Origin of the sequence: Bradyrhizobium ottawaense (assembly GCF_002278135.3) — a bacterium.
Classification (GTDB): domain Bacteria; phylum Pseudomonadota; class Alphaproteobacteria; order Rhizobiales; family Xanthobacteraceae; genus Bradyrhizobium; species Bradyrhizobium ottawaense.
The window spans coordinates 2,689,379-2,705,366 of sequence record NZ_CP029425.2 but is presented as its reverse complement, the minus strand read 5'-3'; the positions used below and the strand labels follow the sequence as shown (position 1 = coordinate 2,705,366).

General features: G+C 64.2%; 15 protein-coding genes. 10 read left to right on the top strand and 5 right to left on the bottom strand.

Going from position 1 to position 15,988, the window contains the following annotated elements:
* The 7 genes from xoxF5 (at window position 1) to CIT37_RS12725 (ending at window position 7,908) form a co-directional block, all read left to right on the top strand.
* Complete coding sequence (gene xoxF5 / locus CIT37_RS12755; RefSeq protein WP_028142707.1) at window positions 1–1,803, top strand: lanthanide-dependent methanol dehydrogenase XoxF5; 1,803 nt, start codon at window positions 1–3, stop codon at window positions 1,801–1,803.
* A 111-nt stretch (window positions 1,804–1,914) separates the two neighbouring features.
* Entirely contained in the window at window positions 1,915–2,403 is a 489-nt protein-coding gene (locus CIT37_RS12750) for a c-type cytochrome, methanol metabolism-related (RefSeq protein ID WP_028142708.1), read from the top strand.
* Between the two features lie 60 nt (window positions 2,404–2,463).
* Window positions 2,464–3,573, top strand: a complete 1,110-nt coding sequence (locus tag CIT37_RS12745; RefSeq protein WP_018320736.1) for an S-(hydroxymethyl)glutathione dehydrogenase/class III alcohol dehydrogenase — start codon at window positions 2,464–2,466, stop codon at window positions 3,571–3,573.
* A 32-nt stretch (window positions 3,574–3,605) separates the two neighbouring features.
* Entirely contained in the window at window positions 3,606–4,169 is a 564-nt protein-coding gene (gene gfa / locus CIT37_RS12740; protein WP_018320737.1) for an S-(hydroxymethyl)glutathione synthase, read from the top strand.
* Between the two features lie 657 nt (window positions 4,170–4,826).
* On the top strand, window positions 4,827–5,279 hold the full coding sequence (locus CIT37_RS12735) for a (2Fe-2S)-binding protein (protein ID WP_028142709.1): 453 nt from the start codon (window positions 4,827–4,829) through the stop codon (window positions 5,277–5,279).
* A 1-nt stretch (window position 5,280) separates the two neighbouring features.
* On the top strand, window positions 5,281–7,593 hold the full coding sequence (locus CIT37_RS12730; RefSeq protein WP_095427019.1) for a xanthine dehydrogenase family protein molybdopterin-binding subunit: 2,313 nt from the start codon (window positions 5,281–5,283) through the stop codon (window positions 7,591–7,593).
* A gap of 54 nt (window positions 7,594–7,647) precedes the next feature.
* Entirely contained in the window at window positions 7,648–7,908 is a 261-nt protein-coding gene (locus CIT37_RS12725) for a hypothetical protein (RefSeq protein WP_028142711.1), read from the top strand.
* A 232-nt stretch (window positions 7,909–8,140) separates the two neighbouring features.
* On the opposite strand, the gene CIT37_RS12720 is transcribed toward CIT37_RS12725, so the two are convergent.
* The 4 genes from CIT37_RS12720 to CIT37_RS12705 form a co-directional block, all read right to left on the bottom strand.
* Complete coding sequence (locus tag CIT37_RS12720) at window positions 8,141–9,868, bottom strand: methanol/ethanol family PQQ-dependent dehydrogenase (protein WP_028142712.1); 1,728 nt, start codon at window positions 9,866–9,868, stop codon at window positions 8,141–8,143.
* A gap of 117 nt (window positions 9,869–9,985) precedes the next feature.
* Window positions 9,986–10,639, bottom strand: coding sequence for a QcrA and Rieske domain-containing protein (locus CIT37_RS12715; protein ID WP_028142713.1), 654 nt, complete (start codon window positions 10,637–10,639; stop codon window positions 9,986–9,988).
* A gap of 265 nt (window positions 10,640–10,904) precedes the next feature.
* Window positions 10,905–11,369: a group III truncated hemoglobin gene (locus tag CIT37_RS12710; RefSeq protein WP_038973413.1), complete on the bottom strand. Its 465-nt coding sequence runs from the start codon at window positions 11,367–11,369 to the stop codon at window positions 10,905–10,907.
* Between the two features lie 237 nt (window positions 11,370–11,606).
* Window positions 11,607–12,458: a 3-hydroxybutyryl-CoA dehydrogenase gene (locus CIT37_RS12705; RefSeq protein ID WP_095427042.1), complete on the bottom strand. Its 852-nt coding sequence runs from the start codon at window positions 12,456–12,458 to the stop codon at window positions 11,607–11,609.
* Window positions 12,459–12,815: 357 nt separating this feature from the next.
* Between CIT37_RS12705 and pstS the strand changes: the two genes are divergently transcribed.
* From pstS to CIT37_RS12690, 3 genes are all read left to right on the top strand, one after another.
* Window positions 12,816–13,871, top strand: a complete 1,056-nt coding sequence (gene pstS, locus CIT37_RS12700) for a phosphate ABC transporter substrate-binding protein PstS (protein WP_038973414.1) — start codon at window positions 12,816–12,818, stop codon at window positions 13,869–13,871.
* A 236-nt stretch (window positions 13,872–14,107) separates the two neighbouring features.
* Complete coding sequence (gene arsC, locus CIT37_RS12695; RefSeq protein ID WP_049801793.1) at window positions 14,108–14,479, top strand: arsenate reductase (glutaredoxin); 372 nt, start codon at window positions 14,108–14,110, stop codon at window positions 14,477–14,479.
* A complete protein-coding gene (locus CIT37_RS12690) occupies window positions 14,476–15,174 on the top strand; it encodes an ABC transporter permease (protein WP_028142716.1) in 699 nt (232 codons plus the stop codon). Before arsC ends, CIT37_RS12690 begins: the two co-directional genes overlap by 4 nt.
* Here CIT37_RS12690 and CIT37_RS12685 read toward each other — a convergent pair.
* The gene (locus tag CIT37_RS12685; protein ID WP_028142717.1) at window positions 15,148–15,957 is read right to left on the bottom strand and encodes an ABC transporter substrate-binding protein; all 810 of its coding nucleotides are present in this window, start codon (window positions 15,955–15,957) and stop codon (window positions 15,148–15,150) included. The genes CIT37_RS12690 and CIT37_RS12685 overlap by 27 nt on opposite strands.
* Between the last annotated feature and the right edge of the window lie 31 nt (window positions 15,958–15,988).

Here is a 15,988-nt window from a genome sequence, read left to right as displayed (position 1 = left end):
ATGCGCAAGGTGCTACTGGCGACCTTTCTTGGCTCCGCGGCGGCGCTCGCCGTCGGGGGCGCCTCAGCCAATGACGAGCTGGTCAAGATGTCGCAGAACCCGAAAGACTGGGTGATGCCGACCGGCGACTACGCCAATTCCCGCTATTCCAAGCTCAACCAGATCAACGCACAGAACGTAGGCAAGCTCCAGGTGGCCTGGACCTTCTCGACCGGCGTGCTGCGTGGCCATGAAGGCGGCCCGCTGATCATCGGCAACATGATGTACGTCCACACGCCGTTTCCGAACAAGGTCTATGCCATTGACCTTTCCAACGAGAACAAGATCGTCTGGAAGTACGAGCCGAAGCAGGATCCGAACGTCATTCCGGTGATGTGCTGCGATACGGTCAATCGCGGCCTGGCCTTCGGCGACGGCAAGATCTTCCTGCATCAGGCCGACACCACCCTCGTCGCGCTCGATGTCAAGACCGGTCAAGTTGCATGGACCGTCAAGAATGGCGATCCGAGCAAGGGCGAGACCGGCACGTCGGCCCCCATGGTCGTCAAGGACAAGGTGCTGATCGGCATCTCCGGCGGCGAGTTCGGCGTCCAGGCCCATATGTCGGCTTACGATATCAAGACCGGCAAGCTGGCATGGCGCGGATATTCGGAAGGACCGGACAACCAGCTCCTGGTCGACGACAAGACCACCGCGCTCGGCAAGCCGATCGGCAAGGATTCCAGCCTGAAGACCTGGCAGGGCGATCAGTGGAAGATCGGCGGCGGTGCCACCTGGGGCTGGATCTCCTACGATCCCGAGCTGAACCTCGTCTACTACGGATCGGGCAACCCCTCGACCTGGAATCCGAAGCAGCGTCCCGGCGACAACAAATGGTCGATGACGATCTGGGCGCGTAACCCGGATACCGGCGTCGCCAAGTGGGTCTATCAGATGACGCCCCACGACGAATGGGACTATGACGGCGTCAACGAGATGATCCTCTCGGACCAGTCGATCAACGGCCAGCCGCGCAAGCTGCTGACGCACTTCGACCGTAACGGCCTCGCCTACACCATGGACCGCACCAACGGCGAACTGCTGGTCGCCGAAAAGTACGATCCGAAGGTGAACTGGACCTCCGGCGTCGACATGGACAAGAACTCGCCGACCTACGGCCGTCCGAAGGTGCTCGACGCAGCTTCGACCGACAAGGCGGGCGAGGACGTCAACGTGAAGGGCATCTGCCCGGCCGCGCTCGGCACCAAGGACGAGCAGCCGGCAGCCTACTCGCCGGACACGCAGTTGTTCTACGTTCCGACCAACCACGTCTGCATGGACTACGAGCCGTTCAAGGTGAGCTACACCGCGGGCCAGCCCTATGTGGGTGCGACGCTCTCGATGTATCCGCCGGCGGGTGAAACCCACATGGGCAACTTCATCGCCTGGGACGGCAAGACCGGCAAGATCGTCTGGTCGAACAAGGAGCAGTTCTCGGTCTGGTCGGGTGCGCTCGCAACCGCCGGTGGCGTGGTGTTCTACGGCACGCTCGAAGGCTACCTGAAGGCGGTCGACGCCAAGTCCGGCAAGGAGCTCTACAAGTTCAAGACTCCCTCCGGCATCATCGGCAACGTCACCACCTATGAGAACGGCGGCAAGCAGTATGTCGCAGTGCTCTCCGGCGTCGGCGGCTGGGCCGGCATCGGTCTGGCGGCAGGCCTGACCGATCCGACCGCAGGTCTCGGCGCGGTCGGTGGCTACGCGGCTCTCAGCAACTACACGGCACTCGGCGGTACGCTGACCGTGTTCGCGCTGCCGAACTAGGCCCATCAGCATCGCTCCGGCGCGTGGAATCAACCCCACGCGCCGGCTCGTCTCCCCCGGGCTCCTTCGAGGATGAATCTCTTGCGTAAAATCTGCTCTGTCATTGCTGCGATGATCTTGGTTGCGTCCGGAGGAATTGCGGTCGCGGACGGTCCGGGCGATCCGACCGCCGTGAAGAAGGAAGACGACGGAAAGTGGCTCGATAAGGACGGCACTCCGACCTACAAGATTTCCGACGGCACCGTGGACTGGTTCACCTATTCCGGATACCGCCGCTATCACTCCGACTGCCACGTCTGCCATGGGCCTGACGGCATGGGCTCCACCTACGCGCCGGCGCTCAAGGATTCCGTGAAGACCATGAGCTATGGCGACTTCCTCGGCGTCGTCGCCTCCGGTCGCAAGAACATCTCGACCGCGCAGGAGAACGTCATGCCCGCCTTCGGCGATAATCCGAACGTCGCCTGCTACATGGACGATCTGTACGTCTATCTGCGCGCCCGCTCCACCGAAGCATGGGGCCGGCAGCGTCCCTCCAAGAAGGAGGAGAAACCGGAGGCCTACACCAAGGCGGAAGAGGCCTGCATGGGCCATAAATGAACGTTGCCGAGGCTGCCGAGACCACCTCTTGGCATCTTGCGAGAATTTGAGGAGCTACCAATGAAGACACGTGCCGCCGTCGCTTTCGAAGCCAAGAAGCCGCTCGAGATCGTCGAGCTCGATCTGGAAGGACCGAAGGCCGGCGAAGTCCTGGTCGAGATCAAGGCAACGGGCATCTGCCATACCGACGCCTATACGCTCGACGGCTTCGACAGCGAGGGAATTTTCCCGTCGGTCCTGGGGCATGAGGGCGCAGGCATCATCCGCGAGATCGGTCCTGGCGTGACCTCGGTGAAGCCGGGTGACCACGTCATCCCGCTCTACACGCCGGAATGCCGGCAGTGCAAAAGCTGCCTCAGCCAGAAGACCAATCTCTGCACCGCGATCCGCGCGACGCAAGGCAAGGGCGTGATGCCCGACGGCACCAGCCGCTTTTCCTACAAGGGCAAGCCGGTCTACCACTACATGGGCTGCTCGACCTTCTCGAACTTCACCGTGTTGCCGGAGATCGCGGTCGCCAAGATCCGCGAGGACGCCCCGTTCGACAAGAGCTGCTACATCGGCTGCGGTGTCACCACCGGCGTCGGCGCCGTCGTCAACACCGCGAAGGTCACGCCGGGCTCCAACGTAGTCGTGTTCGGCCTCGGCGGCATCGGCCTCAACGTGATCCAGGGCGCCAAGATGGCCGGCGCCGACAAGATCATCGGCGTCGACATCAACGACTCCAAGGAGGATTGGGGCCGCAGGTTCGGCATGACCGAGTTCGTCAACCCCAAGAAGATCACCGGCGACATCGTCCAGCACCTCGTCGGCCTCACCGATGGCGGCGCCGACTACACTTTCGATTGCACCGGCAACACCACGGTGATGCGCCAGGCACTGGAAGCCTGCCATCGCGGCTGGGGCACCTCGATCATCATCGGCGTTGCCGAATCCGGCAAGGAGATCGCCACCCGCCCGTTCCAGCTCGTCACCGGGCGCAACTGGCGCGGCACGGCCTTCGGCGGCGCCCGCGGCCGCACCGACGTGCCGAAGATCGTCGACTGGTACATGAACGGAAAGATCCAGATCGATCCGATGATCACCCACGTGCTCAAGCTCGAAGAGATCAACAAGGGCTTCGACCTCATGCACGAGGGCAAATCCATCCGTTCAGTCGTCGTCTACTAGCTCGAAAGCGTCACCCCAAGGAGGATCGACCCATGACTGTTGCACTCCATCCATCGATCGACAACGGCCTCAAACAGGGCAGCGGCAGCTTTGCCGGCGGCACGCTGGCCTGCAAATGCAAGGACCATCAGGTCAAGGTCGGCATCAAGGGCGACGTCGCCCACAATCACGCCTGCGGCTGCACCAAATGCTGGAAGCCGCAGGGCGCGACGTTCTCCGTCGTCGCCGTGGTGCCGCGCCAGAACGTCACCGTGCTCGAGAACGGTGACAAGCTCCAGATCGTCGATCCCTCCGCAGTGATCCAGCGCTACGCCTGCAAGGCGTGCGGCACCCACATGTACGGCCGCATCGAGAACAAGGGCCACCCGTTCTACGGTCTCGACTTCATTCATCCCGAGCTGTTCCAGGAGCAGGGCTCGCAGGCGCCGCAATTCGCCGCCTTCGTCTCCTCGGTGATCGAAGCGGGCGTGAAGCCGGAGCAGATGGCGGGCATCCGTTCGCGGCTGAAGGAAATCGGGCTCGAGCCCTATGATTGCCTGTCACCGGCGCTGATGGACGCGATCGCGACCCACGTCGCCAAAGCCAAAGCGGCCTGAGCAAGGCCGCCTAACAAGGCCGCCTGAGCAAGGCGGTCGGACGTTCACCAGCCCTATCCGCTCGCTGGCCTCGATCAGTGCCAGCGAGCCGGACGGGCCCGGCTCCGGGACAGTCGCGGCGATGCCGCCGTCCCTGCAAGCTACGCGTATGCGAGCGTGACTGGCTCCCTCAGTCCTGGTCTCTGAATGACTGCGCAGCGCCGCCAACTTCCGTCTTGAAGTTCCCGGCCCCTGCGTTTCTCCCTCCCTCGACTGAGGCACCTTGCTTCGTCCGCGCAGTCTTTCTGGCGAACGAAGCTTTTTTTCATCGCAACCCCTGTTTGCGAACGCCCGGTCCACGCGGCGCGATGACGCGCCCTGCTTTTGACAAACCGTCGATGCAATCTTTTCCCGGTGAGAACACCCGGCTGTGAACGCCGGGCCGGCGCGACCTCTGCTACGATCGCGTCGTCACGATGCCGCACAACGTTCAATCAATTAAGAACAAAAACGGGAGGTATCGAGCACATCCAGACATCGCCATCGGCGTTCCTGCCTCCCTCCGGGATTTGCCCGCGCGGGACGACGGCGGGCTGTGGCGCGACTAGGCACGAACCGGCGCCGACCGGCGTCGACGAGTTTTGAATTTGGCATGCTTATGAAGAGCGAGGGACGATCATGATCAAGGTGAAGATCAACGGCCAGGAACAGAGCTGGGACGGCGACCCGGATCTCCCGCTACTCTGGTTCCTGCGTGACGAAGCCGGGCTGACCGGCAGCAAGTACGGCTGCGGCCAGGCCCTGTGCGGCGCCTGCACCGTCATCGTCGACAAGCAAGCCGTGCGCGCCTGTATCACGTCGGTCAACGACGTCGCCGGACGAGAGGTCACCACAATCGAGGGCCTGCACCCGACCGGTGATCACCCGGTGCAGAAGGCGTGGCGCCAGGTCAACGTGCCCCAATGCGGCTTCTGCCAGGCCGGTCAGATCATGCAGGCCGCGGCGCTTCTGATGGACAATCCAAAGCCGTCGCACGACCAGATCCGCCAGTCGATGTCGGGCAACATCTGCCGCTGCGGCTGCTACCAGCGCATCGAGAACGCGGTCCATCTCGCATCGACGGGGGTGTGACATGAATTTCATCGACAATCCCGGCAAGCTCCGTGGCTTCGAAAAGAACATCAAGATCGAGAAGGTCTCGCGCCGCAGCATCCTGAAAGGGCTCGGCATCACCGGCGGCTTCGTGCTCGCCGCACCCGTGATGTCGCGCCGGGCATTGGCCTACGAGACCGGCGCCGGAAAGATGCCACACGGCGTCGTGGTGGATCCGCGCGTGTTCGTTTCGGTCGCGCCCGACGGCATCGTGACCATCGTGGGTCACCGTTCGGAAATGGGCACCGGCGTCCGCACCTCCCTGCCGCTGATCGTGGCCGAGGAGATGGAGGCCGACTGGTCCAGGGTCAAGGTGCAGCAGGCCCATGGCGACGAGGTCAAGTTCGGCAACCAGGACACCGACGGCTCGCGCAGCACGCGGCATTACCTGATCCCGATGCGCCAGATCGGCGCCTCCGCCCGCACCATGCTGGAGCAGGCCGCGGCGAAGCGCTGGGGCGTGCCGGCGACCGAGGTCAAGGCCGTCAATCACGAGGTCGTCCACAGCACCAGCGGCCGCAAGCTCGGTTTCGGCGAGCTCGCCGCCGACGCCGCCAAGGAATCGGTGCCTGCCATCGAAGGCCTCAAGCTGAAGGATCCCCGGGATTTCCGGTATCTCGGCAAGGGCCAGGTCGGCATCGTCGATCTCCACGACATCACCACCGGCAAGGCGATTTACGGCGCCGATGTGCGGCTGCCGGGCATGAAATATGCCGTGATCGCCCGCCCGCCGGTAACCGGCGGCAAGCTGGTCTCGTTCGATCCCGATGCGGCGCTGAAGGTCGCCGGCGTCGAGAAGGTGCTGAAGGTTCAAGGCTGGCCGTGGCCGTCCAAATTCCAGCCGCTCGGCGGCGTCGCGGTGATCGCCCGCAACACCGGCGCGGCGATCAAGGGCCGCGACGCGCTGAAGCTGGTCTGGGACGACGGCGCCAATGGCAAATACGACTCCGTCGCCTACCGCAAGGAGCTCGAGGAGGCCTCGCGCAAGCCCGGCCTCGTCCTGCGCAAGGAGGGCGATGCGGACGCTGCCCTGAAGGGCGCCGACAAGGTGATCGTCGGCGAGTACTACGTCCCGCATCTCGCCCATGTCGCCATGGAGCCGCCGGTGGCGGTCGCCGACGTCAAGGGCGACAAGGCGGAGATCTGGGCGCCGGTGCAGAGCCCCGGCGGCACCCGCGAGGACGTCGCCAAGACGCTCGGCATTCCCGAGGCCAACGTCACGGTCAACGTCACGCTGCTCGGCGGCGGATTCGGGCGCAAGTCGAAATGCGACTTTGCGCTCGAGGCCGCGCTGCTCTCGAAAGAGCTCGGCGCACCGGTGAAGGTGCAGTGGACGCGCGAGGACGACATCCATAACGGCTTCCTGCATACCGTCTCGGTCGAGCGGATCGAGGCCGGCCTCGACAAGAGCGGCAAGGTTGTTGCCTGGCGCCATCGCAGCGTGGCCCCCAGCATCGCCTCGACGTTCGCTGCCGGGACCGTGCACCAGGCCCCGTTCGAGATCGGCATGGGCCTCGTCGACATGCCGTTCGAGATCGCCAACATCTCGTGCGAGAACCCGGAAGCCGCGGCGTTTACCCGCATCGGCTGGTTCCGCTCGGTCTCGAACATCCCGCGCGCCTTCGCGGTGCAATCAATGGTCGGCGAGATCGCGCAAGCGACCGGCCGCGACCAGAAGGAGACGCTGCTCGCGCTGATCGGAAGCCCGCGCATCGTCAAACCGGAGGTGAAAGACCTCTGGAACTACGGCGAGCCCCAGGAGAGCTACCCGATCGACACCGCGCGCCTGCGCAAGGTGGTCGAACTGGTCGCCGAGAAGGGTGAGTGGGGACGCAAGGTACCGAAGGGCCATGGCCTTGGCATCGCAGTGCACCGCAGCTTCGTCAGCTACATCGCGACCATCGTCGAGGTCGCCGTCGACGACAAGGGCAAGCTGACGGTGCCACGGGTCGACACGGCGATCGATTGCGGCACCTATGTCAACCCCGAGCGCATCGCCTCGCAGATCGAAGGCGCGGCGATCATGGGGCTGAGCCTCGCCAAATACGGCGAGATCACCTTCAAGGATGGCAAGGTGCAGCAGAAGAACTTTGACGACTTCCAGGTCGTCAGGATGGATGAATCTCCCGTGGTGACCAACGTCTACATCGTGCCGCCCGGACCCGACACGCCGCCGAGCGGCGTCGGCGAGCCCGGTGTTCCGCCATTCGCACCGGCGCTGATCAATGCGATCTTCGCGGCGACCGGAAAACGCATCCGCTCGCTTCCGATCGGCAAGCAATTGGAGGCGTGAGACGGAACACAAGCGGTCTCGCGCCGTTTCCATCGATCTGACAGGAGCAGATCGATGACAAATATCTCAAAGGCGCTCGCAGTCTCGTTGCTGTCGGGCGCCTTTCTTGTGACCGCCTCCGGCGCATTCGCCCAGAGCAACACGACGCCACCGGCTACCGCGACGCGCCCCACCACGCCGGACCAGAACTCGCTGCCCAACGCCAACGCCCCGCCTCCCTCGACCACCCAGACCACCGGACAACACAACCCGGATCCCAAGGTTCGCGAGATGAACCAGAAGGAAAAGGACAAGGTGGAGCGTTTGGGGAAGTAGTGCTGCTCTGAGGTGTTGCATACTGACGTGCCACACCGTCAGGGCCGGGCTTGTCCCGGCCATCCACGACCTTTACCGCGGCACAGAGAACGTGGATGCCCGGGACAAGCCGGGGCATGACGATCGTGTGCGGCAAGGGCGCGTCATCATACACGCAAAAATGCGGCGGACGTTGCCGTCCGCCGCATTCGCCACCCCCCTGCTGCTCCGCTTCTTTCGATCCGCCGCGGAGCTACTTCTTCAGCGCGAACACCCAGATCACGCCGCCTTGCGGCACATTGGCTTCGATGCCGATGTTGTTGGTCACCAGCGCGTCCTGGATGCGTTGCGCGTCGACGCCCCATCCCGACTGGATCGCGATGTATTGGGTGCCGTCGATCTCATAGGACACCGGCATGCCCATGATGCCGGAGTTGGTCTTCTGCTCCCACAGGAGCTCGCCGGTCTTGGCGTTGAAGGCTCGGAAGTTGCGGTCATTGGTGCCGCCGACGAAGATGAGATCGCCCGCGGTCGCCGTCACCGAGCCGAACAGCTGCGACTTCGGGAAGTTGTGTTGCCACACCTTCTTGCCCGTGGTGGGATCCCAGGCCTGCAGCTCGCCGAAATGATCCGCGCCCGGCTTCGTCTTCAGGCCGATGTCTTCCGGCTTGGTGCCGAGCCAGAGCTCGCCCGGCTTGAGCGCGACTTTCTCGCCGGTGAACCCGCCGCAGAAGTTCTCGTTGGCGGGCACGTAGACGAGGCCGGTCTTCTGGCTGTAGGCCGCCGACGGCCAGTCCTTGCCGCCCCACAGCGACGGACAGAACTCGACGCGCTTGCCGATCACCGGCTTGTGCGCGGGGTCGACGATCGGCTTGCCGCTCTCGGGCTCGATGCCCTTCCAGACGTCGGTCGAGACGAACGGCCAGCCGGCGACATAGTTGATCTTGGTCGGCGTGCGCTCGAGCACCCAGAAGATCGCGTCGCGGCCCGGATGGACCAGGCTCTTGATGTTGCGGCCATCGCGCTGCAGGTCGATCAGCATCGGCGCATCGACCTCGTCCCAGTCCCAGGAATCGTTCTGGTGGTACTGGTGATAGGTCTTGATCTTGCCGGTGCTCGGATCCAGCGCAAGTACCGAGGAGGTGTAGAGATTGTCGCCGGGATGGGTCTCGCCGGGCCATGGCGCGGCGTTGCCGACGCCCCAATAGATCGTCTTGGTCTCCTTGTCGTAATTGCCGGTCATCCAGGCCGAGCCGCCGCCGTTCTTCCAGTCGTCGCCCTGCCAGGTGTCATGGCCCGGCTCGCCTTCGCCCGGAATGGTGAAGGTCCGCCACAGCTCCTTGCCGTCCTTGGCATCATAGGCCGCGATATAGCCGCGCACGCCGAACTCGCCGCCGGAGCCGCCGACAATGACCTTGCCGTCGACGATCAGCGGCATCAGGGTCATGTACTGGCCCTTCTTGTAGTCCTGCACCTTGGTGTCCCACACCACCTTGCCGGTCTTGGCATCGAGCGCGACGACATGGTCGTCCGTGGTGGCGAGGTAGAGCTTGTCCTCCCAGAGGCCGACGCCGCGGCTGGTCGGGTGCAGCTGGAACAGATCGTCGGGGAGCTGCCGCTTGTAGCGCCAGTATTCGTCGCCGGTCTTGGCGTTGAGCGCGATCACCTGCCCCATCGGGGTCGCCACGAACATCACGCCGTTGTTGACGATCGGCGGCGCCTCGTGACCTTCGACGACGCCGGTGGCAAAGGTCCAGACCGGCGTGAGGTTCTTCACGTTGGAGGTGTTGATCTGATCGAGCGGGCTATAGCCGTGCCCGTCATAGGTGCGCCGATAGAGCATCCAGTTGCTTGGCTCTGGATTTTCCAGCCGCTGCGCTGTGACCGGCGCGTAATTCTCGATCGGACCTGACACGGCGGCGGTCGAGGCGAGGCAGGTGAAGGCGACGAAGCCGGACAGGTACCATTGCTTCCTGGTCATGGACGTTCCCCTTTTCATCCGTTTGAATTCTTGTGTTGAATTCTTGTCGTTCGTCCCGCCGTCCGCCCAACGGCGGATACGGCCTCTCGTGACGCGGGCGCGGGCCCGCACCGTTCATCATCCTGGCTGCGCGCCACCTACCTTTCCGATGAAATTTCCGGCGACGCTGAGCGAGCCGTCAGCGAGCGCCACCGGCAGCGCCGCGAGCCGTCGCGGCGCCGGGCCGAACACGACCTGTGCGCCCGCACGAGGATCGTATTCGGAGTTGTGACACATGCACTTGAACACCTCCTTGTCGCCGACATCGCTCTTCACCCAGGCGGTCACGGGACAACCGGCATGCGAGCAGATCGCCGAATAGGCGATGATGCCGTCGACGGCACGCGCGGCCGTCTTCTCGTCGAGCTCGGCGGGATCGAGCTTGATGATCAGGATCTCGTTGAGCCGGGAGGCGCTGCGCACCACCGATGTCTTGGGATCCTTCGGCCAGGCATGCACCGGCGGTCCGCCGGCCGGCAGGTCGGCCGCGGTGATCAGCTTTCCCTCCTTGTCGCCTTCGGAGAAGACGAGCACATCGCCTTTCTGGGGCCGTTCGTCGGAGCCGGGCGGATCCTCATCTGCGCGCGCGTGCCCGGAACAACCGAGGCAAGCGGTGGTGGCGAGCGCACCGAGCAGGACCGTGCGCCGCGTTTGGTCGGCGCAAGCGTCGGCTTCGGGCTCCCCGGAGTTTTCGGACGATGTGGAATTGGCGGTCAGGGATGCGCGGGACATGTCCACAAGCAGGCGCTGGAACTCTGCCGAAAACAAGGCGAAGAATTGGCACCGCAGTGCATCAATATGGCTTTGCTCGCGTTGATTGAGCGACGATGAACGCATTCAAGCGCGTTTTCACAATTTCAACGTCGCGCCGCGCGAGCGGCATGATGATTTTGCAGATCAGACCGATGATGTTGGTATTGGTGCGGCGCGCTATTCGTCGCGCTGCGCAAACGCAGCGCGACGCCCCCTGCATGTTTTGCAGGCAGCCGGGTCGTCGTCAGGACCTGAGCACGTGGCGCGGCGCGGCGATAGAACCGGCGACGGTGGCCGATGCCATCTCAAAACTGTCGGCGATGCGGCGCGCCTTGTCGATGAAGAGTGCAGCCGCCGGCGGCGGGCAGACCTCGCGCGCGGTCTGCTCGAACAGATCGAGCCAGCGGTCGAAATGATCGCCCACCAGGCTCAGCGGCAAATGCGCCCGCATCGGCGAGCCGTGATAGCGGCCGCTCATCAGCACGACCGAGGACCAGAAATCCCTGAGCTTGGCGAGATGTTCGTCCCAATTCTGCACGATCCCGAACACCGGCCCCAGCCGTGCATCTTCGCGCACGCGCCCATAGAAGCGGGTGACGAGTTCCCCGATCATCTCTTCGGTAATCCCGGTGCGCTCGATCGCATCCTGGGTCAACAGGTTCCGCCGCGCGGCCGCCGCCTCGCGCTCGGCCTTCAGTCGATCCGACATCTTTGCTTCGTCCGTTTCGTCTTTCCCTCTCCCCCTGTGGGAGAGGGTGGCTCGCCGCACAGCGGCGAGACGGGTGAGGGGTCTGCCTCCGCGTGCTCCTCAGCGAGTGAGTCTACGGCAACAACCCCTCATCCGGCGCTTCGCGCCACCTTCTCCCACAAGGGGAGAAGGGAACGCCCGCATCCATGCTGGCGCAATTCGCGACGTCCGTCTTTGTCGCAGCGCAAATTGCGAGGATCAGGCGCTATAGATGTAGAAGCCCTGCCCGGTCTTGCGGCCGAGATGGCCTGCATCGACCATCTCTTTGAGCAGCGGCGCCGGCCTGTATTTAGGATCGTTGAAGCCCTTGTAAAAGACCTCCATCACCGAAAGCATGGTGTCGAGCCCGACGAGATCGGCCAGAGCCAGCGGCCCGATCGGATGGTTGCAACCGAGCTTCATGCCGGCGTCGATCTCTTCCGCCGTCGCGATCCCCTCCTGGAGCGCGAAGATCGCCTCGTTGATCATCGGGCACAGGATGCGATTGACGGCAAAGCCCGGGCTGTTCTTGGCGGTGATCGCCACCTTGCCGACGCGCTTGGCGAAATCGAGGGCCTTGGCGTGGGTGTCGTCGGAGGTCTGCAGGCCGCGGATCAGCTCCAGCAGCGCCATCACCGGCACCGGGTTGAAGAAGTGCATGCCGATGAAGCGGTCGGGACGATCGGTCGCCGCAGCGAGCTTCGTGATCGAGATCGACGAGGTGTTGGTCGCAAGCAGCGTGCGCGGCGACAACGTCGCGCAGAGATCCTTCAGGATCTTGACCTTGAGCTCCTCGTTCTCGGTTGCTGCCTCGATGACGAGATCGCAATCGGCAAGCTTCGCCCGGTCGGTGGTGCCGGTGATGCGCTTGAGCGCCGCCTCGCGATCGGCCGCCGACATCTTCTCCTTCTTCACCAGACGCTCGAGGCTGCCGCCGACGGTCGACAGCCCGCGGTTCACCGCCGCATCGGAAATGTCGACCATCACGACCGAGAGCCCGGCCGCCGCGCAGACCTGCGCGATACCATTCCCCATGGTGCCTGCCCCGATGATGCCAACCGTCTGGATCATTGCCTCGTATCCTTCATCCTTGCGGGCGAGCCAATCCCGGCCGGCCCATTGTTCCTGCATCAGGCTCTAGCACCGCCGGCGGGCGCCTGCGACCCTGATCCTGCCCCTTCCTTAAAGCATCCATGGCGGGAATAAAGCCGCTGCCGGTCGCGAAAGGGCACGATTTGGCCGCCTGGCGCGCAATTTGCCTCAAATTGCGTCCCTGCCCGGCCGGGCCAGCGATCTCCCTCAATCGGACGACGCGGCGGAGCTGACGGCGTGGTGTAGTCGGCGCGCAATGGCCGCCGCGAATGCCTCGCGACGCAATTGTGAGATCGAACACATCGGCTTCGTGCCCCACCTGTTAGCGTCGCGCAAATGAAGAACCACATCGGGCTATCAATCATCCTCACCGCTCTGCTCGTCGCCACACAAGGCATGGCAGCCGAAACCAAAGGCGCCGGCTCAACCTTCGTTTCCCCCGTGATGGCGAGATGGACCGACGCGTACAAGGCCAAGACCGGAAACGTCGTCAGCTATCAAGCCGTCGGCTCCGGCATCGGCCTCGGCCTGATCAAGAAAGAAGCCGTCGATTTCGGCGCCAGCGACATGCCGCTCGACCCCAGGGAGTTGGACAGGCTCGGCCTGATGCAATTCCCGATCGTGATCGGAGGCGTCGTTCCCGTGGTCAATATCGACGGCGTCAAGCCCGGCCAGATCCGCTTTACCGGGCAAGTGCTCGCCGACATCTATCTCGGCAGGCTCAAATCCTGGAACGATCCCGCGATCGCCGAGATCAACCCCGACGTCAGATTGCCGAACGCTGCGATCACGGTGGTCCATCGCATCGACGGCTCCGGCACGACGTTCAACTGGTCGAACTACCTCGCGAAGGTCAGCCCGCAGTGGAAAGCCAGCGTGGGCGAAGGCACCTCCGTCGAGTGGCCGCTTGGCCTCGGCGGCCGGGGCAATGATGGTGTCGCCTCGCTCGTCGGTCTCATTCCCGGCGCGATCGGCTATCTCGAATACACTTACGCGCTGCAACGTCTCGACCGGATTTCCTTCGGAATCGTGCAGAACAGCGCCGGCAATTACGTCGTGCCCGACGCCGCATCTTTCCAGGCGGCCGCATCAAGCGCGGACTGGAAGGCGGAAAAGGATTTCCATCTCGTGCTCACCAACGCGCCCGGTGACGACGCCTACCCGATCACAGCGACGACCTTCGTGCTGATGCCGAAGGCGCCGAAATCACCGGAACGATCGGCAGCCGCCATCGATTTCGTCCGCTGGTCGCTGGAAAACGGAAAGTCCGAGGCCCAGACGCTCAACTACGTCCCGCTGCCGCCTGCCTTGATCGACCAGATCGAACGCTATTGGCAGCAGAGCATCGACGCTGCCCCCAGGATTTCGGCGTCGGCCACCGTCAAACGCTGAGGCTGCAACCGCGGGCGGCCGAGCCGATCCCGGATACCTCGCTCGATGAACCGCTTCCGACAGGGTCGGGAGCGGTTCGCCGCTTCCGGTTCGGGCCAGCCACGCCGATCCTTCTGGAAATTCCGCAGTGAATCGTGATCTAGTCGGCAGGAGGCCTGTTGCCGGCTCGCCACGGTGAGAATACGCGGGGGTCCATGAGAGCGGCCGAACCGCTGCAGAGCCCCGGGGACTTTCGAATGGACGTGATCATCTACCACAATCCCGAATGCGGCACGTCGCGCACGACGCTGGCGACGATCCGGAACGCCGGCATCGAGCCGCATGTGGTCGAGTATCTGAAGACACCGCCATCGCGAGCCCTGCTGCAGCAGCTCATCGCACGCATGGGAATTTCGGTGCGCGAGGCAGTCCGCGAGAAGGCTGCCCCCTATGCGGAGCTCGGGCTCGCCAACCCCGCGCTGACCGACGATCAGCTGCTCGATACGATGATGGCGCATCCGATCCTGATCAACAGGCCGATTGTCGTGACGCCGAAGGGCGTCAGGCTCTGCCGTCCCTCCGAACTGGTGCTCGATCTGCTGCCGGCGCAACAGCGTCAGGCCGGATGAACGACTTCGCACGATCCATTGGCGCGGCGCTCTCGCTGATCGGCGAAGCCGACGCCGAGCTGCTCGGCATCGTCGCATTGTCGGTGCGCGTCAGCCTGACCGCGAGCATCCTTGCCCTGCTGATCGGCGCGCCGATCGGGGCCTTGCTCGCGATCACGCGTTTCCGCGGGCGGCAGGTGATCATCGTGCTGACCAACGCGCTGCTCGGCCTTCCGCCGGTCGTGGTCGGGCTCGCGCTCTATCTTCTGCTCTCGCGGTCCGGCCCGCTCGGGGTGGCCGGACTGTTGTTCACGCCGGCCGCCATGGTGATCGCGCAGACGCTGCTCGCCACCCCGATCGTGGTGGCGCTGGTGCACCGGCCTGCGAGCCTGCTGTGGGCGGAATATGGCGACCTCGCACGGATCGACGGGCTGTCGGTCTTCCGCTGCATGGCGCTGCTGTTCGCGCTCGGCCGGACCTCGCTGCTGACGGCCTTTCTCGCCGCCTTCGGGCGCGCCATCGCCGAGGTCGGCGCCATCATCATCGTCGGCGGCAACATCCGCGGCTTCACGCGCACGATGACGACCGCGATCGCGCTGGAGACCAGCAAGGGCGACCTGCCGCTGGCACTCGGACTCGGACTGATCCTGCTCGCGCTCAGCGTCGCGGTGTCGACCGTCGCCTTCCTGCTAGTGGGACGCGTTGGGGAAAAATAGCTGCTCACCGCCCACCTTGTAGCCGGCGATCGCCTGCTGCCCCTTCGGCGAGACCAGCCAGTCGATGAAGGCTTGCCCATCCTTCGCCTTCACGTTCGCATGCTTTGCCGGATCGACCAGCATGACGCCGTACTGGTTGAACAGCCGCTTGTCGCCCTCGGTCAGGATGGCGAGCTCGCCGCGATTCTTGAAGGACAGCCAGGTGCCGCGGTCCGACAGAACATAAGCGTTCGACGACGACGCCATGTTCAGCGCCGGGCCCATGCCCTGGCCGATCTCACGATACCAGCTGTCCTTGCCGGCACTGATGTCGACGCCCGCCTCCTTCCACAGCCGGAGCTCGGCCGCGTGCGTGCCGGACTTGTCGCCGCGCGAGATGAACTGTGCCTTCGCTGCCGCGACCTTGCGCAGCGCATCGGTGACATCCTTGCCTCCGGCGATCTTTGCGGGATCGCTCTTGGGCCCGACGACAACGAAGTCGTTGTACATGACGTCGAAGCGCTTCACGCCCTGCCCTTCGGACATGAACTTGTCCTCGGCAGCCCGGTCGTGGACGAACACCACGTCGGCATCGCCGCGCCGCCCGATATCCAGCGCCTGGCCGGTGCCGACGGCAACAACCCTCACGCTGATGCCCTCGGCCTTCTCGAACAACGGCAGCAGATGGCCGAACAGGCCCGACTGTTCCGTCGAGGTGGTCGAGGCCACGGTGATGGTGCGCTCCTGCGCGAACGCGATGGTGGACCAGAGCATAACCGCTCCGATGGTGACAATCTTCCTCATGCGTCGTCCCCCAACAAACAATGACGATCCT